Origin of the sequence: Paenibacillus sp. F4, from assembly GCF_002894905.1 — a bacterium.
In the GTDB taxonomy this organism is placed as follows: Bacteria; Bacillota; Bacilli; order Paenibacillales; family Paenibacillaceae; genus Paenibacillus; species Paenibacillus polymyxa_B.
Genome location: NZ_POVS01000020.1, coordinates 44612 through 64170, shown reverse-complemented (window position 1 = coordinate 64170; position 19559 = coordinate 44612). Strand labels below are relative to the sequence as shown.

General features: G+C 45.6%; 21 protein-coding genes and 1 pseudogene. 11 read left to right on the top strand and 11 right to left on the bottom strand.

The features are described from left to right. Nucleotides 1-73 precede the first annotated feature (73 nt). Genes C1T21_RS23655 through C1T21_RS23645 form a run of 3 tightly spaced genes read right to left on the bottom strand, consistent with a single transcriptional unit; the run spans nt 74 to nt 3826 of the window. Nucleotides 74-2155, bottom strand: coding sequence for a peptidoglycan D,D-transpeptidase FtsI family protein (locus tag C1T21_RS23655; protein ID WP_103049979.1), 2082 nt, complete (start codon nt 2153-2155; stop codon nt 74-76). Between the two features lie 20 nt (nt 2156-2175). Beyond that, complete coding sequence (locus C1T21_RS23650; RefSeq protein WP_103049978.1) at nt 2176-3327, bottom strand: transglutaminase domain-containing protein; 1152 nt, start codon at nt 3325-3327, stop codon at nt 2176-2178. A gap of 16 nt (nt 3328-3343) precedes the next feature. Beyond that, nucleotides 3344-3826 carry a hypothetical protein gene (locus C1T21_RS23645; protein WP_103049977.1) on the bottom strand — a complete coding sequence of 161 codons (483 nt, stop codon included), beginning with the start codon at nt 3824-3826 and terminating at the stop codon, nt 3344-3346. A gap of 223 nt (nt 3827-4049) precedes the next feature. Between C1T21_RS23645 and C1T21_RS23640 the strand changes: the two genes are divergently transcribed. The 3 genes and pseudogenes from C1T21_RS23640 (at nt 4050) to C1T21_RS23635 (ending at nt 5986) form a co-directional block, all read left to right on the top strand. Then, nucleotides 4050-5222 (top strand): MFS transporter, encoded by a 1173-nt coding sequence (locus C1T21_RS23640; RefSeq protein ID WP_103049976.1) that lies wholly within the window; start codon nt 4050-4052, stop codon nt 5220-5222. A 184-nt stretch (nt 5223-5406) separates the two neighbouring features. Further along, nucleotides 5407-5475 (top strand): annotated as a pseudogene (locus C1T21_RS28210) (YjcZ family sporulation protein); the annotation flags it as partial. A gap of 166 nt (nt 5476-5641) precedes the next feature. Continuing rightward, nucleotides 5642-5986: a toprim domain-containing protein gene (locus tag C1T21_RS23635; RefSeq protein WP_103049975.1), complete on the top strand. Its 345-nt coding sequence runs from the start codon at nt 5642-5644 to the stop codon at nt 5984-5986. 86 nt (nt 5987-6072) lie between these two features. Here the strand turns inward: C1T21_RS23635 and cyoE are convergent, their stop codons facing one another. Next, entirely contained in the window at nt 6073-7017 is a 945-nt protein-coding gene (gene cyoE, locus C1T21_RS23630; RefSeq protein WP_013311855.1) for a heme o synthase, read from the bottom strand. Between the two features lie 203 nt (nt 7018-7220). On the opposite strand from cyoE, the gene C1T21_RS23625 reads away from it, so the two are divergent. Next, the gene (locus tag C1T21_RS23625; RefSeq protein ID WP_103049974.1) at nt 7221-8204 is read left to right on the top strand and encodes a metal-dependent hydrolase; all 984 of its coding nucleotides are present in this window, start codon (nt 7221-7223) and stop codon (nt 8202-8204) included. Between the two features lie 255 nt (nt 8205-8459). On the opposite strand, the gene C1T21_RS23615 is transcribed toward C1T21_RS23625, so the two are convergent. Then, nucleotides 8460-8681: an alpha/beta-type small acid-soluble spore protein gene (locus C1T21_RS23615; protein ID WP_013311857.1), complete on the bottom strand. Its 222-nt coding sequence runs from the start codon at nt 8679-8681 to the stop codon at nt 8460-8462. A gap of 121 nt (nt 8682-8802) precedes the next feature. Between C1T21_RS23615 and C1T21_RS27495 the strand changes: the two genes are divergently transcribed. Continuing rightward, a complete protein-coding gene (locus tag C1T21_RS27495; protein ID WP_007431986.1) occupies nt 8803-8970 on the top strand; it encodes a hypothetical protein in 168 nt (55 codons plus the stop codon). A 42-nt stretch (nt 8971-9012) separates the two neighbouring features. On the opposite strand, the gene trpS is transcribed toward C1T21_RS27495, so the two are convergent. Next, the gene (trpS, locus tag C1T21_RS23610; RefSeq protein WP_103049972.1) at nt 9013-10002 is read right to left on the bottom strand and encodes a tryptophan--tRNA ligase; all 990 of its coding nucleotides are present in this window, start codon (nt 10000-10002) and stop codon (nt 9013-9015) included. A gap of 452 nt (nt 10003-10454) precedes the next feature. On the opposite strand from trpS, the gene C1T21_RS23605 reads away from it, so the two are divergent. Together C1T21_RS23605 and C1T21_RS23600 are read left to right on the top strand one after the other, a co-directional pair. Next, a complete protein-coding gene (locus C1T21_RS23605) occupies nt 10455-11420 on the top strand; it encodes an aldose 1-epimerase (protein WP_103049971.1) in 966 nt (321 codons plus the stop codon). A 90-nt stretch (nt 11421-11510) separates the two neighbouring features. Then, the gene (locus C1T21_RS23600; RefSeq protein WP_013311861.1) at nt 11511-11747 is read left to right on the top strand and encodes an alpha/beta-type small acid-soluble spore protein; all 237 of its coding nucleotides are present in this window, start codon (nt 11511-11513) and stop codon (nt 11745-11747) included. A 123-nt stretch (nt 11748-11870) separates the two neighbouring features. Here C1T21_RS23600 and C1T21_RS23595 read toward each other — a convergent pair whose 3' ends face one another. Together C1T21_RS23595 and C1T21_RS23590 are read right to left on the bottom strand one after the other, a co-directional pair. Then, complete coding sequence (locus tag C1T21_RS23595; protein ID WP_013311862.1) at nt 11871-12272, bottom strand: hypothetical protein; 402 nt, start codon at nt 12270-12272, stop codon at nt 11871-11873. A gap of 262 nt (nt 12273-12534) precedes the next feature. Further along, the gene (locus C1T21_RS23590) at nt 12535-14322 is read right to left on the bottom strand and encodes a M3 family oligoendopeptidase (RefSeq protein ID WP_103049970.1); all 1788 of its coding nucleotides are present in this window, start codon (nt 14320-14322) and stop codon (nt 12535-12537) included. A 97-nt stretch (nt 14323-14419) separates the two neighbouring features. Between C1T21_RS23590 and C1T21_RS23585 the strand changes: the two genes are divergently transcribed. Further along, on the top strand, nt 14420-14590 hold the full coding sequence (locus C1T21_RS23585; protein ID WP_013311864.1) for a YycC family protein: 171 nt from the start codon (nt 14420-14422) through the stop codon (nt 14588-14590). Further along, nucleotides 14587-14823: a hypothetical protein gene (locus C1T21_RS28205; protein WP_023990206.1), complete on the top strand. Its 237-nt coding sequence runs from the start codon at nt 14587-14589 to the stop codon at nt 14821-14823. The genes C1T21_RS23585 and C1T21_RS28205 overlap by 4 nt, the downstream gene beginning before the upstream one ends. Nucleotides 14824-14915: 92 nt before the next feature. On the opposite strand, the gene C1T21_RS23575 is transcribed toward C1T21_RS28205, so the two are convergent. Together C1T21_RS23575 and C1T21_RS23570 are read right to left on the bottom strand one after the other, a co-directional pair. Continuing rightward, nucleotides 14916-15647 carry a DUF2225 domain-containing protein gene (locus C1T21_RS23575; RefSeq protein ID WP_103049969.1) on the bottom strand — a complete coding sequence of 244 codons (732 nt, stop codon included), beginning with the start codon at nt 15645-15647 and terminating at the stop codon, nt 14916-14918. A gap of 21 nt (nt 15648-15668) precedes the next feature. Then, nucleotides 15669-16046: a globin domain-containing protein gene (locus C1T21_RS23570; RefSeq protein WP_103049968.1), complete on the bottom strand. Its 378-nt coding sequence runs from the start codon at nt 16044-16046 to the stop codon at nt 15669-15671. A gap of 411 nt (nt 16047-16457) precedes the next feature. Between C1T21_RS23570 and ylbJ the strand changes: the two genes are divergently transcribed. Beyond that, nucleotides 16458-17756, top strand: coding sequence for a sporulation integral membrane protein YlbJ (gene ylbJ / locus C1T21_RS23565; protein ID WP_103049967.1), 1299 nt, complete (start codon nt 16458-16460; stop codon nt 17754-17756). A gap of 66 nt (nt 17757-17822) precedes the next feature. Further along, on the top strand, nt 17823-18626 hold the full coding sequence (locus C1T21_RS23560; RefSeq protein WP_013372943.1) for an NAD kinase: 804 nt from the start codon (nt 17823-17825) through the stop codon (nt 18624-18626). A 58-nt stretch (nt 18627-18684) separates the two neighbouring features. Here the strand turns inward: C1T21_RS23560 and C1T21_RS23555 are convergent, their stop codons facing one another. Next, entirely contained in the window at nt 18685-19536 is an 852-nt protein-coding gene (locus tag C1T21_RS23555; protein WP_103049966.1) for a YutD family protein, read from the bottom strand. Nucleotides 19537-19559: the final 23 nt, after the last annotated feature.

The window sequence follows — 19559 nt, the reverse complement described above, 5'->3', positions numbered from 1 at the left end:
GAAAAAGCATAAAAAGCTTCCCGCAGCCCAAAGGCTAAGAGAAGCTTTCATGAAATGATATCGTATAAAATGATTATGGCTGTTTGATTGCGTTAGGATCGGTCGTTGTAGCATCCTTTTTCTTAGGCACCCCGTCCAATCCATAAACTTCGTCGTAGGCATCAAAGATTTTACGTGCCACAGGTCCAGCACTCCAAGCCCCGAAGCCCCCTTCAGGAATAACAACGGCTACGGCCAGCTTGGGATTCTGGCGTGGGGCAAAGGCAATAAATACCCCGTTATCCTTTAGTTCTCTGCCTACACTCTGCTGTGATGTCCCCGTTTTACGAGCAAAGTCATAAGGGAAACCTTTAAATGCGCTGACATCTGTTGACATCCCGCGTATAACTTCATTCCAATAAGCATCCGGAAATTTCACTTCATTCAGTACCTTCGGCTTAAAAGTTTGAACTACATTGCCGTTGGTATCTTTAATTTGACTGACCAAATGCGGCTCCATACGTTTACCCTTGGTAGCGATCATTGTTGTGTACTGGGCAAGTTGCATAGGTGTATATTTACCTTGTTGACCAAAGGATGCATATGCCAATTTAGAAAGTGCTGACTCTGATTTACTCGTGTACTCCCGCCAACCCCGGAACTCACCGGGCAAGTCTACTCCAGTAGAAACACCTAATCCAAACTCCTTCATATAACGATCCCATACGTTAACGCCCTGGTCTTCTGCGGCATTGTTGATGTATTTGTTATATAAGCGTTTGCCAACCATATCGACCATAAAGGCATTGGAGGAATGGCGAATAGCGGTTGCCGGGTCCATTGAACCGTACACATGACCAGATGAGTTGCGCACCCGTGAGGAGTTGTTACGTCCGAAATAAGCCGCTCCTGTATCTTGATAGTACGTATTTGTTGTAAACAGTCCTTCTTCCAATCCAATAAGAACGGACAGCGGTTTAATAGTTGATCCGAGAAGTACAGTAGAATCAGGGTGCTGTCCAGATTGGCCAGAGCCAACATTCTTAATTGTGGCGTTTTGATACACATGTTTTATTTCTTCATATTTGTCTTTTGAAATCGTACCCGTTTGCCAGTAATTCGCATCATAATCCGGCATGCTAGCCATCGCTACCACATTTCCTGTGTCCACTTCCATAGCCACAGCGAAGCCTGTTTTGGCATAAGGATGAGTCTTGCCAGATACAGCATGTGAATGGAGCCATCTCAATTGATCCATAATGGCATTTTCAGTCTTCACCTGAATTTCTTTGTTAATCGTAGAATAAATATTATTCCCTTTTTGCGGAGGAGTAACAGAATCTACACCTTCCGGCATATTGCGCGGATCAATGGGAACCGTTTTATAGCCATTTTTCCCTCGTAACTGTTCCTGATATTGGAATTCCAGTCCATCAAAGCCAACCGATTCGTTATCCATATAGATGAGACCCGGATCATTTTCAGCTGACATAGATTTTTGAATATTTCTATATTTATCCAACGTTTCACGCGCACTTTTATAGCTTTTAATGTAGCCAACCGTTTGAACAGCTACCGTATCTGGATCGTAATGGCGTACCGTTTCCTCTACAACATCTACGCCCGGAAACTCACTCTTATGCTGCATAAAATAGGCGACTTCATCTTTATTAAGATTGGTTTTAATCAGACGCGGCGTAAAACCGCTAAATCGCTGATAGTTCCGGTCCATAGCGTCCATAATTTGTTCTGCCGTCATTTTCGGCTCATCTTTATTACCATATTGAGCAAACCGATTTGCCAGCTTTTGCGTCATATTTTCCAGCTCAGGCAACAGCTTTTTATCAGGATTACGTAACTTTTCCATACTGTCACTATAGTTCTTGGAGAGTGTGATATACAGCGATTGTACAGGTGTAGAATACGCCAGTCTATTCTGCCCGGTGGAATCATAAATCGTTCCGCGAATCGGCGTAAGTGGTACATTTTTGGTAACATTACTGGCCTCCTGCTGCTTAAGCTGAGGTCCATCTACAAATTGAAGTATCGCCAGTCTTACAATAATGACCGTAAATATAATGAACGAGCTGAAAAAGAACAGATTGATCCGAAAGCTGAATCTTTTTCGATCAGACGTCTCATTGTCTTTTCCCTGCTCGTTGTCTATCTTTCTCATGTGCCCTTTTCCACTCCTTATTAAATCACTTTATCCTTGATATGTGTTTGGGCAAAACCAGGCGGATTAAACCAGTCCCCACTTTGCGCCCAGGTCGGGTCTAACGGTACCCACTGATCCTGCGCGCTCAAATACACTTCATTCCATGCATGGGAACCGTATCCTCCCTGTCCGTTATAACCAAGCCCTGTCACCACCTTGACCTGTAGTCCCTGCGACCGAGCCATCATCGCATACAGGCGGGCATAATCAATGCAGACTCCTTTACGTGTATCAAACGTATCTCTAGGGGTCTGTTCATGCCAGTCACCACGTTGCTCATAGGCTTCTACCTTACTGAAATCATAGCTAATACGGGTACCTACCCATTCATACAACGCTCTGGCTTTTTGCTCATCACCGCTCATCCCCTGTGTAATCTTGGCCGCAGCCTGACCGATATCGTTCGGAATTTCCCGGTCAATCATTTCGTATTTCCGCTGCAGGATACCATTTAATTCCTTGGTAACGGCCTGCGTAAATACGGGCAATTTATCCTTAATCAGTGTACCGGATAACGGCTCAATGACCGATTGCGCTCCTTGCTTATAAATCGGTGAAGCTTGGACGTAGCTGCTAAACCCGCTGTCTGGATACAGACTTACGCCGATGAATAGCAGGGCTATAACCATGATAGCGCGTGCTCCACCAATAAGAGTACCTATTCCAGCCCCTGCCAGCCTGCTGAAAAATCCTGATTTTTTTTCATGCTCATGGAAAGAAGAATCTGACTTGCCCCCTACCATCAACACATAAATTGCACGTAGTACAAATTGGGCGATAGCATAACTGAGCATGAACAATACGGCGAACCGCAGCAGCGGAAAACCTTCTAACCCCGCCACCAACGTATAATAAAATTGTTCAATCCCGCTTAGTTCTCGCTGAGGCAAATGTTCCATGTAAGCCGCCAGCCATTGTTGTACTTTCGGTGAAAGCCACATGGCTAACCCGAGCGAGCACAAAATACCCGCCACAGTCAGTATGCCATCCACAATGAGACTGAACAGCGCCCCTACAGATCTGGAAGCTCCTCGTCTCCAGCCCTGAATCAACGACAGCAGTACAATGACAATCAAAAACACCGTCACGCCATTCCAATGAAGAATAGGCTCCAGCCAGGATGGTTTCATTGTGTTCCTCCTGTCTCTACGGCGACTGTGGCGACTGTGTTACAGCCGAGCCTTTCGCACTTTCGATATATTTCTTGACGGTATCGCCCATACTCCACTCGCCCAGCGACATCCCCTGAAACCATACCTTGACCTTGTCACCATCAAATGGACCTTTCACTTCCAGGTTGGAGCTGGTTACCGAAAACGTACCATCCGCGTTGGATGTGTATTTGGCATCCCGTCCCTCCTTGATCATCATGTTCAAAGCCTCGCTCTGAACCTTGTTAATCGCATCATCCTTTGCCTGAGTAACGACCTTGCCGACCTGTTCAAAGGAAATGCCACTGTAGATAAGCAAGCCTGCAATTACGACAATGACAATCAGCCATTTTACGAGAGTTCTTACAATCTTCAATATGACTAACAGTAGGACAAGCCCAATTAATATATACAGCCAGTTATCCTGAACGATCTGCCAATTATGTTCCAAAAACTCTGTCCAGATGCCCTTATCCATTTCGCTACACTCCCGTTTTCAACTACATCATTCAAATCACAAAATTGTCTCTGTAATTATACATGATTACGTGATGCCCTGTCAGCTTAGCTCTTTTACATACCTTGTTATTCAATTTTTGTCCATACAAAGTGGTCTATGTTCGTCCACTCCAGCGTACAACTTAGGAAGGGCCAATACGTGGTGCAACATGAAAGTTTACATTAGGGAAGGGGGTCATCCCATGAAAACAGCCCTCTGGCTGTATCTCTTTTTATTCATTGCTTTTTTCGATCTGCATGCACAATATCCTATTTTGACACCATTCGCTATCTCCCTGGGTGCAGCACCTACTTTTATTGGCTGGATGATGGGGATTTACTCTCTAACTCACCTGCCTGGTAATTTGATGGCCGGTCCCAAGGTCGACAAACACGGCAGCCGCCGATATATTATGTTTAGCCTAACAGCCGCAGGCATCATCCTTATCATTCAATCGTACATCCACACACCGTGGGAATTACTTTTTCTTCGGGCGATTAGCGGTTTTGTGTTGGCCTTTTTATCTCCGGCCTGTCTAGCCATGTTGGCACAGCTATCCGATCATCCAGTTACGCAGGGCAAATATATGTCGGGACATGGTGTCGTTCATACGTTGGCCTCTGTCCTGTCTCCAGCCGCTGGCGCTTTTATCGTAGCCAGTTTCGGCTTTAGTGAGACGTTTAGTTCCCTTGGCATCATTCTCGTAGTCACGGGGCTTATGGCTTATTTCACCTTGCCCAAAACAGCACCCGCTCCACAGGCCCAATTATCTGATGGTCATGCGACACCTGCTCCGCTATCCGGGGCACAGAAGACGCGCTTACCATTCAATTGGCGTTACCTGCTCCTGCCTTTTGTTTTGGCGTGTGCACAAGGCATTTTATTTTACGAAATTCCATTACGGAATAACGGTTCTGTGTCCATGATGTCCACCGGATTGCTCTTTTCCATCATCAGTTTGGGAGCACTTTGTACGCTCAGCTTGCTGTTTCTGAACAAATATTCACCAATGGTGCGACTACTTTGTGGCATTATTTTGATGTCTCTAAGTTTTTACGCACTCGCCACTACGCCCGAGGCGGCCATTGGCATCATACTTTTTATTTTGGGAACTGCCAAAGGCATCATTTTCCCAGCGCTGGCCTCCCTTTTCATACGAATTGGAGGTGCGCGACTGGGCAAAACCTTTGCACTACAGTCTATTGCAACATCTATCGGCTCCTTTGCCGGACCTGTACTAGCAGGTCAGCTACCCGATCACATTTCTCCTTTTTTTATCGCATTTCTGATTCTGATGGCTGGCCTGCTATTCGTTCCTATTAAGCGATTATCTCCGACGCCGCCACTGTCTGCCTCAGGACCTTATCATTCCTAGCTAGTCTGAGGGCAGTGGTATGCTAATATGCTACCTTTAAAGCCCAAAATGTCGTTTCAGAGGGCAAATGCACAGTACACTATCCCCCTATCCACATAGACTATTTTGACTGAACATTCACTAACAAAGGGAGGTGCAGCCTGTGAGCCACTGTCATCCTGTAAACCCTTGCCCTGTTTTCGGAACTTCAACTGGCACCATTCTTGTTCTTTATATTCTGCTCGTCATCATTCTCCGTACTTGCTGGTTTTAATGTCTGAATTGCCCTAACATGTTGCCCCTTGTACCCATGCCTGCCACTTCTGGCAGGCTGTTTTGTTATTTTTTGCATGAGAACCCTATTTGGAGCTACACTATACACATATTCTTCATTTCCCGGGGAATTTCGAGCATATGTATCAGACAAGGGGTGAGCTTAAATGGCGATAACCGTGATTGTTGAAGGGAAAAATGATCGCAGCAAACTTCGCCGATTACTTGACCCAGAGGTCCACATTTTATGCACCTTCGGCACACTAAACTCTATAAAACTGGAATCCCTCAACAAGCGAGCCAAGCACGACGAAATATATTTATTTATGGACAATGACAGCTCAGGGAAAAAAATAAGGGGTGTGCTTGCAGACTCTTTTCCGGATGCCTACCATATGTATACCCGCAAAGGCTACGCTGGCGTAGAAGGCACTCCAGACGAATATGTGATCGCTCAATTGGAAAAAGCAGGGTTGGAAGAATACATTATATACCCGCCACCTGTTCTTTAGTCTTGAAAATAACAAAAAAAGCTGTCCTCAGGCTGCTTGCCTGCTGGACAGCTATATGGTCACTATAAAAAGCCTCTAAAATAATATTAGAACTTATGAACCGTATCGACAATCATCAGCAAGAAGCTGAGTGTCAGATGGTTAATGGAAAAGAAAAATACTTTTTTTGCCCAGGAATCCGTTTCTTCTTCCTTAATCGTAAAACCTTTAAAGGCATAGAATGCCCACAGCACGGACAGTAACACGGACACGATCATAAAAATCATACCGGCATATCCATAAGCATACATAAGGATGGGTACCGGAATCAGCAATACAATATAAGGAATCATCTGAATCTTGGTCCGATGGATACCTTTTACGACTGGCAACAACGGAAATCCTGCTGCGCGATATTCCTCAACTCTGCGAATAGCAAGTGCCCAAAAGTGAGGCGGCTGCCATAAGAACAGGAGAGCGAATAAGAGCCAAGCGCCCATATCAATACGACCCGAAGCGGCCACATAACCAATCACAGGAGGCATTGCACCAGAAATACCGCCGATGGATGTGCTCCATGTAGACGAACGTTTTAACCAAAGTGTATAAATACCGACGTAGACGAACATACCAAGTAATCCCAGTAATCCTGCCTTTACACCAGAGAAAAAGAATAGAACAGCTAACCCGACAACACCCAAAATAATAGCGTATGACAACACCGTTGTAGGGGTCAGACGCCCTGTTGGCAGTGAGCGATTACGTGTACGTTCCATTTTCAAATCCAGCTCACGGTCAAAATAGTTGTTAAAAACACAAGAAGACGCCATAACCAGCATTGTACCTAAAAGTGTAAGAATTAGCTTTATATAGTCAACGTCCCATTGCGATGCTAACCAAAAACCACCAAAGGCTGCAACCAGATTGGTACGAAGGATGCCTGGCTTGGTAACTGTAATAAAATCTTTCCAAGTGCCCGCTTTACCGGGTGGTTTAGATTTTACAGAATAGGTAGCCGCATCCGAAGAAGTCTTATAACTTATATTATCCATTGTGAGTAACTCCCCCTTAGAGATGTATGAATTCGGGAGTAAGTTGAACTCCGATATAAATTTTATCATATACCCACCCCAAAAAGTTTGACAGAAAACGCACAAAACTTTCACAATTCCGATGGCAAATCGTCCCTGCTGATCGTTTACAGTAAATTTGGGTAGTAATAAGTACAGGAAACAATACAAAAGGAGCGACAGATATGGATACAGCCACACACTTTGTCATGGGAATCGGATTGGCCGGGCTGGCCTACACTGATCCTGTCGTCGCCGGAGATCCAAAGTTGGCCGCAGTCGTACTGCTCGCTACAGTCGTAGGGTCACAAGCTCCGGATTTTGACACTTTGCTTCGGTTGAAAAATAATGCAGCCTACATTCGCAATCACCGTGGACTGTCGCATTCAATTCCCTTCTGGTTGATATGGATTTTGTCCATAACAGGACTGATTTGCCTGATCTTCAGAGATGTGCCCCCAGGTCATGTAGCATTATGGGTAACGATTGCTGTCTGCCTGCATGTATTCACAGATTTATTTAATACGTACGGAACACAGGCATTCCGGCCGTTTACAAACAAGTGGATATCTTGGAATATCATCCATATTTTCGATCCCTTTATTTTTGGCACCCATGTTGCTGCGATTATGCTGTGGGTCACCGGATTGATTCCACCCGCTCCCTTGTTTATTACGCTGTACGTTATTATTGGCCTATATTACATTTGGCGAACCTGGAGTCATTTTATAACCAGAAAAGCGGTACGTGATATGGACAATGAGCGTCAGAAGGGCGACATCTATTATATCATTCCCACCGTATCATGGAACCGGTGGCATGTGGTAAAAGCTCATCAGAATGGAAGTTATGACATTGGCGGATTAAATGGCAACCACTTATTTTGGACGAAACATGCAATTCCATCCACACATCCTGCCGTAGAAGCATCCAAATCCTATCGCGATGTGCAGGCATTTCGCTATTTTTCCTCCTTTGCCGTTGCCGAGGTGGAAGAACTGGAATGGGGCTACATTGTGCGATGGGGAGACGTCAGGTATCGACACCGGAGACAATATCCATTCGTGGCTGTGGTAGCGATGGATAAGCAGTTCGGGCTGATCAACAGCTATATTGGATGGCTCAGTGACGAAAAGATGCAAAAACGCCTTTCCCTGCATACGAATTAAAAACCTGCTTCCAAGCTAACAACAAGCCGTATGAACAACAAACAGCAAGTTCCCCTTAATCTGGGAGCTTGCTGTTTTTTTTGGCCACTCGCGTAAAAAATCACTTCTCATGAAAGCGCCCTCTTGACGAAGCGGACTTGCGTGATTCACAATGGTGATAAGCCATGCGCAAAAAAATCCGGAGCATGATCGCTCCGGATTTTCTTCATCACAGTTGCTCATAATACAGCTTCCAAGATGGAGTGTTTATGTGTATTACTGCAAACGGCTGCTGCCCGACAAGGATTGTTCTGCTTGTTGGACCAGCTTTTTCGTGATATATCCCCCAAGAGAACCTGTTTCGCGGGAAACAACATTACCGAAGTAACCGTCCTGAGGGATGGTGATGCCAAGTTCTTGAGCTGCCTCATATTTTAATTGTTGTAAAGCGGCGTTGGCCTGCGGTACTTGCAGGTTGTTTGAACGACGTCTGCTCATATTTGAATCTCCTTTCAGTTCTTTGTGAGTGAGGTTCATTGCAAGCTTGCAAGATTATTATGGCTCGCTTACACCTACTTATTCCTGAAATTCAACATTCGAACGCTGGAGGTTTTTACCAATGAGCAAAGGTCTATCCCTATGGTTCGCCGTTTCATCCATTGTCCTGCTGACCGCGGCCGCAATATCCATCAGTTATTCCGCATGGCTTGCCATTTTACTAGGACTCTTATCTGTTGGCAATATCGGCTGGGGTTTCGTGGTCAAAGCCCGACAACGCCGCTCCTAATCCAATCCTATAAAAGGCTAATCCGTTTCGTCTGAATATGCTTTAGCGTACACGTGGCAGAAAGCCCATGCGCTCTTTGACCGCAGACAGCGTGACTTCAGCCGCTTCTTGTGCACGCTCTGCGGATTGGGCTAAAATACGTCCAATCTCACCGGATTCCCGGATGTCGTGATAGCGTTGCTGAATCGGTTCAAGCATAGCTACAACGGTCTCTGCCAGTTCTTTTTTAAATGTTCCGTACATTTGACCTTCATAGCGATCCTGCACTTCTTGGAGTGACAAACCGGAACACTGGCTGTAGATGCCCATCAGATTACTAATTTCCGGTTTATTGGCCGGATCATATCTAACCTCACTGCCGGAATCGGTCGTAGCGCGGCTGATTTTCTTGCGTATGACTTTCGGTTCGTCTAGTAACGCAATAAAGCTGCCTGCATTCGGATTGCTCTTACTCATTTTTTTGGATACATCATCCAGGGACATAATTCTCGCCCCTACTTCAGGGATATACGGTTCAGGAACAGTAAAATAATCTCCATAACGGTGATTAAAGCGACCCGCCAAATCGCGTGTCAGCTCCAGATGCTGTTTCTGATCGTCGCCTACTGGGACGAGATCCGCGTTGTAGAGCAAAATGTCAGCTGCCATCAACGATGGATATACGAACAGCCCTGCTCCTACAGAATCCTTGCCTGCCGCTTTGTCCTTAAACTGAGTCATACGTTCCAACTCGCCCATATTCGTCAGTGTTGTCATCAACCATCCCAACTCAGCGTGCTGAGGAACATGGGATTGTAAAAAGACATTGGATTTCTCCGGGTTAATACCTGCTGCGATAAATAATGCCGCTACCGCCTCCGACTGCTCACGTAATTGGGTCGGTTCCTGCGGTACGGTAATTGCATGAAGGTCTACGACCATAAAGTAACATTGATGATCCTCTTGTAATTTGACAAAGTTTTTCATTGCACCAATGTAATTGCCCAAAGTAAGTTGTCCGCTAGGCTGAATACCTGAAAGTACAGTTTTCATATTCTTCCTCCTCCGTTGACTCAAAATTAGAACGCAAAAAGGCCCCGCATCCTCAAGGGACGCGAGACCGTGGTACCACCCTTATTCATTGCCGTCAGCCTTTTGCTTGTCAGAGCTATGCCCCATGACTGATTGCAATCTTAAAGCTCCGTTAACGGGGAGCAATCGGCCGTCATACTGAGGACAGTAATATCCTGTTCTGTGCGGCACTCCAAGGTCCATTCAGCAGTGCAGGCTCACCGGTTCCCATCCACCACCGGCTTTCTGAAGAGCTTATGCGAAAGCTTACTTGTCCTCATCATCGCGTTATCCATGTCATTACTTTCTAAACTACATTAATGATAATTCCGCATAATGTTATTGTCAAATGACGATTGTGCCCTACAACCAAAAATCTGTTATCATAATGACACGAAGCTTCAACCGATTATAGTGGACAAAGGAGCATGGATATGAAACAAGTGACCAAAGAACACTGGAACGGTTACGACACGTATGTTTTACATAGTGGTGAACTGGAAGTTACGATGATCCCTCGCCTCGGGAATAATATTATCTCAGTGCGTGATCTGAAGCTCGACCGGGATATCGTACGTCGGCCCGGTGAGGAAGAGTTGGCTTTCTATTTACAAAAGCCTTATCATTTTGGCTTACCCATTTTGATTCCTCCAGGCCGAATTCGCAAGGGACAATTTGAGTTTGACGGTGTTCCTTATCAGTTCGACCGAAATACAGCCAATGACAATCATATACACGGTCTGCATCGTAATCAATCCTGGCGCTGCAGTGATATTGAAGAGGATGAAGAAGGTTGCAGTGTGACTACCGAGCTTTTGACAGAAAGTGATCCGCACTGGATGGAACAATTCCCCATTCCTTTACGTTTGGAGATGACGTATCGCTTACAGGGTGCTGTATTAAGTCAAACACTGCGCGTAACGAATTTGGGTGAAAAAGCAGCCCCATTTGGCTTGGGATATCACACTTGGTTTATGGTGGACGGAGAACCTGAGCGTTGGCGCCTAAAGCTACCTGTGAATGGCATATATGAGCAGGATGCTGAACAGCTACCTACAGGTATCATTACTTCGTTGAATGACTTGGAACAGCTCTCTTCGGGTCTTTCTCTGAAAGGAACAAATCTAGATACGCTGCTGCGGGCAACAGAAGGCCCTGCTGAAGCTCTTTTGACTCGTGACGACGGTTATCAAATCCGCTACACAGCAGATGAGCAATACTATAAGTATTGGGTTTTATATACCAAAGGTGAATGCGACCATTATCTTTGCATTGAGCCTTATACATGTCTGCCTGATGCGCCCAATTCACCTGATCCTGTCGGAGAAGCCGGGCTGATCCGTCTGGAGCCTCAGCAATCCATCGATCTCAAAACTCAGATTCATATCATATATCCGTAATTTTCCTCTAGTCACTTTTCTTCCTTCGGCGCATATTTTCATAACTCTGTCGCATACTAACCTCATCACAGCCGAAGGAGGTGACTACACATGAATGAAGCTAATCAAGGCAGAAGCCGTCGCAGTAACAACCTAGTTGTTCCTCAAGCCAACAATGCATTGCAACAATTGAAATATGAAGCTGCACAAGAGCTGGGCATCACCATTCCGGCAGATGGTTACTACGGTGACATGCCATCCCGTGAAGCTGGTTCTCTGGGAGGCTATATCACTAAACGCTTGGTACAGCTGGCCGAACAGCAATTATCAGGTCGTTCAGGTCAATAAGCGTCATTATTCCACATGAGCATTCCGTTCATCGTAATTTGCCAAAATGCGTTATAACGGGCATATAACAAAGGCGGTCTTCCCTAGGAAGGCCGCCTTTTCTTTACTCTTTTTTATAAATGATTATTCCGAATTAGCCGCTCGGTATGTAGGCTTGTTGTAGCGGATCATGAGATTCGCCATGTTGTAGTTGGACTCCAGTGTTGCATCTACCAAAATCGTTCCTTGTCTAATGGCAAAATCGAAAGCAATCTCACCATGAGTCCAGCTACGCTTATGATTTAGCGTTTCTAGAGCCATACGCCGAAAATCCTCCCGATGCTTTGCTGATAACCCCGGTTCTACTGCTGCAAATGTGCCACCTTTACCTGCAAGCGGATTATGACGAATCCCAAATTTCCCAACCACATTGTTACGTATTTGTACAAATACGATACCTGACGACAAACCCGCCAGTTCATTATCCAGTTCTTTTAAAACGATATCCATCTGCCTTGCTAACGACAATTGACCTACTTCATCCATTACAAAAAACCCTCCTATATACCTTATCAATAAATAATTAATAGGTCTTACGGCTCAATTATATGCGAAGATTTTTAACCTTACAATCAAAACCAACATAATTGGGTATTTATAACTATTTTCTAAGTATATCCATCATTTTAAATTTCGCCAACAGGTAATATTAATTACACTTCGACATTTTGCGACTTTGTTCATCATCTTCTGCAAAAATTACAAAAAAGGCCTCCCTAATGGGAGACCTTTCAAAAATGTAAATCCGTTATTTTGTCATTTGTAAAAATTGCTCAATATCCTGAACAGTAACTTGCGCAGCATTACGCCAGAAGTCAGCCTGTGTTAAATCGGTACCTAAGTGCTTGGAAGCCAATTCTTCGACTGTCATGCGACCCGTATCACGCAGTAAGGCATCATATTGGTCGGCGAAGCCGTCAGGATTTTCCTTCGCAAAAGCGTAAATTCCTGCACTGAACATATACCCGAATGTGTACGGAAAGTTGTAGAAAGGAGTGTTCGTAATATAGAAATGCAGCTTGGATGCCCAAAAATGAGGATGAGCCTCATCCAGAACACCACTAAACGCTTCACGCTGCGCTTGTTCCATCAACTCGCTTAATTGTTGTGCTCCTACGACCCCTTTTTTCCGCAGCTCGTAAAAACGGGTTTCAAACAGGAAACGAGCATGAATGTTCATAAAGAAGGCTACACCACGCTGAATTTTATCCTCCAGCAAAGCGACCTTCTCCTGACCCTCGGCAGCTTCCAGCAAAGCATCCGACACAATAAGTTCTGCCAGTGTCGAGGCTGTCTCAGCTACGTTCATGGCATAATTCTGATTCAATGGATGCAATTCATTCATCACATGCTGGTGATAACCGTGTCCGAGCTCATGGGCCAGTGTCGAAACATTGGATGGTGATCCAGCATAGGTCATAAAAATACGGGTCTCTTTGCTCAGACGCAGAGATGTACAGAAACCACCCGGACGTTTGCCTGGACGATCCTCTGCTTCGATCCAGCTTTTCTCAAAAGCCATTTGGGCAAAGTCAGCCATTCTTGAGCTAAATTTACCAAATTGCTCAACAATCGTTACAGCAGCATCGTCGTAAGGGATTTTAGTGGTTGACGTCCCCAGCGGAGCTTCAACGTCATGCCAGGACAGCTTCTCTAAGCCCAGCAGTTTTGCTTTCCGCTCCAAGTATTTGACTACAATAGGCTTGGTTTCATTAATAACCTGCCACATCGTATCTAGCGTTTGTGCAGACATACGGCTGATTTCCAGCGGTTCCTTAAGCACATCTGTCCAGCCTCGTTTTTCATATAGCTTCAGACGGAAGCCTGCCAAATGATTCAATGTATCGGCACAATAGTCCTCTACCTGAGTCCATGCCTCTTCCCAACGTGCAAACACGTCTTTACGTACGCTGCGATCTGCTTCATCCAGCTTATTAGCTGCCTGACCTACAGACAGGTTTACGATCTCGCCATTTTCTGGCACAGGAATCGTCATATTTTTGACAATGGTATCATAAAAATCACCCCAGCCATGATAGCCATCCACTGCCAGATCCAATGCAAGGCTTTCCAGCTCAGGAGCCATTTTTTCACGTGCTTCGTTCCGATATTCGGTCAGGACAAAAGAAATCGGCTTGATAGCTTCGCGCTCCATCCACTTCTGCCAAATGTCTTCACTGGTTTGTGCCAGCAAGTTCTGGAAAGATACTAAAGCACTTTTCCCTTGGGCATACAGCGTGTTGACACGCGCCCCCAGTTGAACAGCCAGCTTGTCGTGCTGGTTTTGAGCAGTTAGACAAGAGACAAAGGAGCCCGCCTGCGACGCGCCATTAAACAGCTCCTGTATGCTATTCAGTACACTATCGAGACGCTCGGTATCCAATACCGTTTGTGGTACTTTGGCTGCTTTAAGCTGGGATTGCAGCTGTTGAACCTTGCTCTCCATTTCTTCCAAAAATGCATGGAATGAGGCAGAGGAAGATCCTCCGCTAAAAATAGATTCCAGATCCCATGTTTGCTTTAACGGTGTTTTCATAATAGTTCCACCTTTCTTTTTTGGCGAATTCATGTGGTTTCATATACAATAAAGCTACATCGTGATAGTAAATCACTACAATTGGGAGGAAAACAGGATGAGACCCTTACAAATTTCGCCGGAAACGGCTGTGAAATTATCCGAAAAGCTCGGCATTCCGCTGGAACACCTTATGCATACACCCCAGCACATTTTGATGCAAAAGCTGGCCGAACTGGCTAAAGAAGAAACCGCTGACCCGAACGGCGGAGAATCGAACAAATCATGATCCCTTTTCACAAAACCTGGCCTTATGACATCGTCATGGGAGACGTTTATGTACAGTCTTGTCCGTTTTGCGACCATGATAATGTTTTGCTGCCCCTGAAGCCAAAAGAACTTAAGCTCATACACGAAGGTATGAAAAAGCTGCTTGTGTTTCCATGCTGCCATAACAAGGTTACTTTGGTGGATTGTGATGACGATTATTTGCTGTCAGATACCACATTGCGTCATCATTAATTCATGAAGCAGTTGTAAGATAAGATAACCCGTTTTACAAACAAGGTGTGAACCATGAGCCTAAATCGGCCATAGTGCACACCTTTATTTTTTCAAGAGGAGCTTGCGTCTTGCATTTCCTCCGGCAGTTGGAAATTTTTAGCCAGCATTTGTTCTCGCAGTACAGACCACTGTTCACGGGAAGCCCGGATCATGGCTGCATCCATAATCTTTTTGTCATTAATGACACGCGAAAACCAGCGTACCGCTTCGTTAAAGTTGCCTGTACGTCGATGCAGTTCACCAATCAGATAAAGCAGTTTGGCATTATTCGCCCCGACACCCTCCAGCTCATAGACCCGAACATACGAATCCAGACTAAATTTGAGAAAGCGAAGCTCCTGCTCCTCATTTCCCTGGTATCTGTACATCCATGCGATATGCTGTAATAGACTGGCTACTACGCGTTCTTTTTCTCCGATGACCTGGGCACAGAGTAAACCCAGTTTATACGTTTCTAATGCCTCTTCCCAGCTACGATGCCCGCCATATTCGCGAGACTGCCAGCGATTACCGATTTTATCCTTAAATATCTTGGTTTGCTGATCGCTTAACTGAACGGTAGAGTGCTCTGTCGAGGTAAATCCACAATGAGGACAGACCCTTACGACATAAAAATCCGGATTTTCATTCTTATAATAAGCACAAAAATCTGAATCTGTACGAATGGCCTTCTTTAGGCTTGGTCTGACACGGGATGTCTGAAATTCTTCTTCGCAATGTGGGCAAGCGATTTTGATCTGATATAACGGTTCAAGTTCCAATGTTTTTACAACCCTCTCCAAAATTCAGCAATCCCCGAAAGCTTACGGGGTATTTACAAAATGATGCGCAGGACCAGACAAACGGTTAAGTATGATTGAACGAAGCGGCTCCTCAATGCCCGTATCCGTTAACGCACCTGCCATACAAGACAACCATGCCTCTGCTCGCTCCTCCGTTACGGGAAACTTCATATGTCTGGCACGTAACATCGGATGACCATATGCATCAGAAAAAAGAGACGGTCCTCCAAAAAACTGGCTCAGGAACATAAACTGCTTTTCCTTAACCGGTTCCATGTCTTTAGGAAACAGGGGACTTAACAACGGATCTTTATAAACTCTCGGGTAGAAGGCCTCAATAATAGAACGAACACCTTCCGCACCCCCAAGGTTGTCATAAATGCTCAGGCTAGGATTCACTTTTCCTCCAACTTTCTGTGCTATGGTAATAAATATACACCCGTATTATAACAAAAAACAAAAAATGACGCTAAAAATAAGCGTCATTTTATCAATTCAACATATGAAGAGGGTGTGCTTCGTTGCACACAGCTTCGTCATTCTATAAACTCAACTAATAACTCCGCCAATCCTCTTCACCGGGATGGACGAGAGAGGCACGAATAACATACACAAAAGCACATACGAACAGACCGGCAACGATACTCATCCTGATCACTCCATCCTTAAGGTTATGGATCGTTGTTTTCCTATTTTAACATACTATTTACAAAAATACAGCAATAAATGTAACCGTTTTCTTTGTTTTTTTGTACTCTTTGTCCATCCCCGACATAGGTATATTAGTACAACTCCAAAGGAGGGGCCTCTATGTCGCTATACCGTCGTTACTCACTTCCTCTGCTCATCCTTACACTGCTATTCTTATTTATGCTTATGGCTGTATACCCGCAATCTTCTCTGAATGCCGGGCTTCGGGGGCTTGCCATCTGGTGGGACGTGCTGTTTCCGTCTTTATTCCCGTTTTTCGTTATTTCCGAGCTTCTCCTCGGTTTCGGAATTGTTCATTTCATAGGCGCGCTGTTGGATCCGCTGATGCAGCCTCTATTTCGTGTACCTGGCTGTGGGGGTTTTGTCGCTGCGGTCAGCTGCGCATCCGGTTACCCGATTGGAGCTAAACTAACAGCCAAGCTGTGGGAGCAAAAATGGATCACACGCATTGAAGGAGAGCGTTTGGTCGCGTTTACCACTTCCTCTGATCCGATATTTTTGATCGGTGCGGTTTCCGTTGGCTTCTTCCATCAACCAGAAATTGCACTCGTACTGGGCGCGGCCCATTATGGTGGCGTGCTCATCATCGGGCTGCTTATGCGCTTCCACGGTTCCCGTTCAGGGGAAACAGATACTCGCAGCGACCGCCCTCAACCTACTCAAAAAGCCTGGTCGAAGTCCACGAATACAAAAGCAGCAGGTCGCAATAGGCAGCCTGGACCCCTACGCCAAGCATTATATGCCATGCATACAGCTCGTTTGGAAGATGGTCGCCCATTGGGTGAGTTACTTCGTCAGGCGATTACTTCCTCCCTACGCCTTATTATTGTCGTAGGAGGGCTAGTTGTATTCTTCTGCGTCATTTTACAAGCTTTGACGAACTCCGGTTTAATGAGCGGGCTTCATCTGCTTACGGCAAGCCTATTGACTGCATGTGGTCTTCCTCCTACGTTAACGGAGTCCATCGTGGGTGGTATTTTCGAAGTCACTTTAGGAGCGCAAGCCGCAGGTGAAGCCACGGCAGCAGCGTTACCATTCAAGGTAGCCGCAGCCGCTTTTGTTCTCTCCTGGGGCGGGCTGTCGGTTCATGCGCAGGTTGCAAGTATTTTAAATATGACAAATCTCCGCTATATGCCATTTTTGTTGGCCCGGGCTGCGCACGGCATCATCTCAGCACTGCTAGCTCTCGTGTTATGGCGGCCTCTGATGGGGCAGGGAAGCTCTCCAGTCTTTTCTCCAATATACGACATCGCGTGGTCTCCTGGCTTCTCGTCCGCCATGCTGTTGCAAAGTCTGCTGTTTCTTGCCTTTATACTGGCTGGAATGCTTAGTCTCTCATGGTTGAGTGTGGGTACAAGTCGCTTATACGTACGTTTGAGAAGAACACACAGGCAATGAACGATTGTGTTCTTGCTCATAATTGATTATGATCGATATATACCCATGACAAAGGAGCTTTTCATCTTGAGATATTATGTTCTGGATCGCGGGGATCAGCACTCCATGGACTTGAGTCAGCAATTTCACCGTCTTGCCCAAGAAAAGAATTTCAAGCTGGATGCCGAATCGCCGGAAATCGTCGTGTCTATTGGAGGCGATGGTACGATGCTTCATGCGTTTCATACCTTCATTGACCGCATTCCGGATATTGCCTTTGTTGGTGTACATACCGGTCATCTGGGCTTTTATGCTGATTGGCGTGCGGACGAGCTGGAGGAGCTAATCCACCTGATGAGCCAAAGCGGATCTGAGGGACCGCTTAACCCGAGAATCGTTAAGTATCCACTGATTGAGTTGGAAATTCACAAGAAGTCAGGAAATGCTTCTTTTATTGCCTTGAATGAGTTTACGTTAAAAGGGGTGGATGGCACTGTCGTTGCCCAAGTGGATATTAACGATATCACCTTTGAAATGTTTCGCGGTGACGGTATATGTGTTTCTACCCCTTCAGGAACGACCGCCTATAATAAAGCACTTGGCGGAGCAATGGTTCACCCCACCATTGAAGCATTGCAATTGACTGAGATCGCTTCCATTAATAACCGCGTGTATCGGACACTGGGATCGCCATTGCTACTGCCCAAACACCATCATTGTGATATTTTTTCACGGAAAGATCAGCGTCTTTTATTGACAGTAGATCACCTGAACTTTCCTGTCGATGACTTAATCTCTGTTCGATGTCAGGTCGCAAGTCAGAAGATCAGCTTCGCTCGTTACCGTCCTTTCCCATTTTGGGATCGAGTACGCAACGCTTTTCTTAATTAGAACCTATAAAAGAGCCGAATCTGGCTCTTTTTTTACAAACAAAACGGTTCCTGAAAATTCAGGAACCGTTTTGTTGTGGAGCTGTAAATGTTTTATTCTTTTTACTACCCTCAGCTCTTTCGGCTTTAGCAGCTGGCTGGGTCTGACGCTGGCCCTCAGGTTCACGAGAGACACGAACTTGCCGTCCCTCCCGATTTTCCTTTGACTGACGCTCATAGCGTGGTCCACGCGATTCCTTTTTATCGAAACTTCCCTGCTGATTGCGCTGTCTACGTGGTTCACGGGTTTGCTGCCCTTCACCCGGATTCCGTCCATCCTTTGCTTCACGTCTTTCTCTGGATGGACGACTTTCCCGAGCTTCACGCGGCTGTCGTTCACGTACTTCCTGGGCATCCTTCGGTTCCCGACGTTGCATCTCACGTGGTTCTCGGGATTCTCGAGGCTGCTCCACTCGCAATGCCTCCGTAGCTGTGGAATCCTGCTGTGGTTGCGGCCACTCCTGTTCTCCAGCTGTATGTTGCAATACTTCTTGCTCCTCTTCGGGTTCTAACGTTCCCGCTTGTTCCCTTTGAGCATCTACCAACTGCTGAATATCTGGAGCAATGATTTCATCATTGACGCCGTTTTTATTAACCAATTCACGGCTTTTTTGCAACACAAAATAGGCGCAGCCAAAATTGCAGTATTCATTAATGTAATCGTCCAGTACCACTATAGATGTATCCTTATTTGCTTTGGGATGGCCGTCTCGATAAAAGCCCTTCAGACGTAGCTGATTGTAACCCCAATCACCAATAATGTAGTCATAGCGATCCAGCACTTCACTATACCGATCACGAAACGCTTCGGGATTCCATCCGTTCTTGTGATCCTGCAACAATTCATAGTTTTTACCACCGATTTGAAACAAGCTATTCTGACCGCCTTTCCCGG

Bases quoted from the DNA above. Each gene is read 5' to 3' on its own strand.
- C1T21_RS23655 (WP_103049979.1), bottom strand. From the start codon at position 2,155: ATGAGAAAGATAGACAACGAGCAGGGAAAAGACAATGAGACGTCTGAT.
- C1T21_RS23650 (WP_103049978.1), bottom strand. From the start codon at position 3,327: ATGAAACCATCCTGGCTGGAGCCTATTCTTCATTGGAATGGCGTGACG.
- C1T21_RS23645 (WP_103049977.1), bottom strand. From the start codon at position 3,826: ATGGATAAGGGCATCTGGACAGAGTTTTTGGAACATAATTGGCAGATC.
- C1T21_RS23640 (WP_103049976.1), top strand. From the start codon at position 4,050: ATGAAAACAGCCCTCTGGCTGTATCTCTTTTTATTCATTGCTTTTTTC.
- C1T21_RS23635 (WP_103049975.1), top strand. From the start codon at position 5,642: ATGGCGATAACCGTGATTGTTGAAGGGAAAAATGATCGCAGCAAACTT.
- cyoE (WP_013311855.1), bottom strand. From the start codon at position 7,017: ATGGATAATATAAGTTATAAGACTTCTTCGGATGCGGCTACCTATTCT.
- C1T21_RS23625 (WP_103049974.1), top strand. From the start codon at position 7,221: ATGGATACAGCCACACACTTTGTCATGGGAATCGGATTGGCCGGGCTG.
- C1T21_RS23615 (WP_013311857.1), bottom strand. From the start codon at position 8,681: ATGAGCAGACGTCGTTCAAACAACCTGCAAGTACCGCAGGCCAACGCC.
- C1T21_RS27495 (WP_007431986.1), top strand. From the start codon at position 8,803: ATGAGCAAAGGTCTATCCCTATGGTTCGCCGTTTCATCCATTGTCCTG.
- trpS (WP_103049972.1), bottom strand. From the start codon at position 10,002: ATGAAAACTGTACTTTCAGGTATTCAGCCTAGCGGACAACTTACTTTG.
- C1T21_RS23605 (WP_103049971.1), top strand. From the start codon at position 10,455: ATGAAACAAGTGACCAAAGAACACTGGAACGGTTACGACACGTATGTT.
- C1T21_RS23600 (WP_013311861.1), top strand. From the start codon at position 11,511: ATGAATGAAGCTAATCAAGGCAGAAGCCGTCGCAGTAACAACCTAGTT.
- C1T21_RS23595 (WP_013311862.1), bottom strand. From the start codon at position 12,272: ATGGATGAAGTAGGTCAATTGTCGTTAGCAAGGCAGATGGATATCGTT.
- C1T21_RS23590 (WP_103049970.1), bottom strand. From the start codon at position 14,322: ATGAAAACACCGTTAAAGCAAACATGGGATCTGGAATCTATTTTTAGC.
- C1T21_RS23585 (WP_013311864.1), top strand. From the start codon at position 14,420: ATGAGACCCTTACAAATTTCGCCGGAAACGGCTGTGAAATTATCCGAA.
- C1T21_RS28205 (WP_023990206.1), top strand. From the start codon at position 14,587: ATGATCCCTTTTCACAAAACCTGGCCTTATGACATCGTCATGGGAGAC.
- ylbJ (WP_103049967.1), top strand. From the start codon at position 16,458: ATGTCGCTATACCGTCGTTACTCACTTCCTCTGCTCATCCTTACACTG.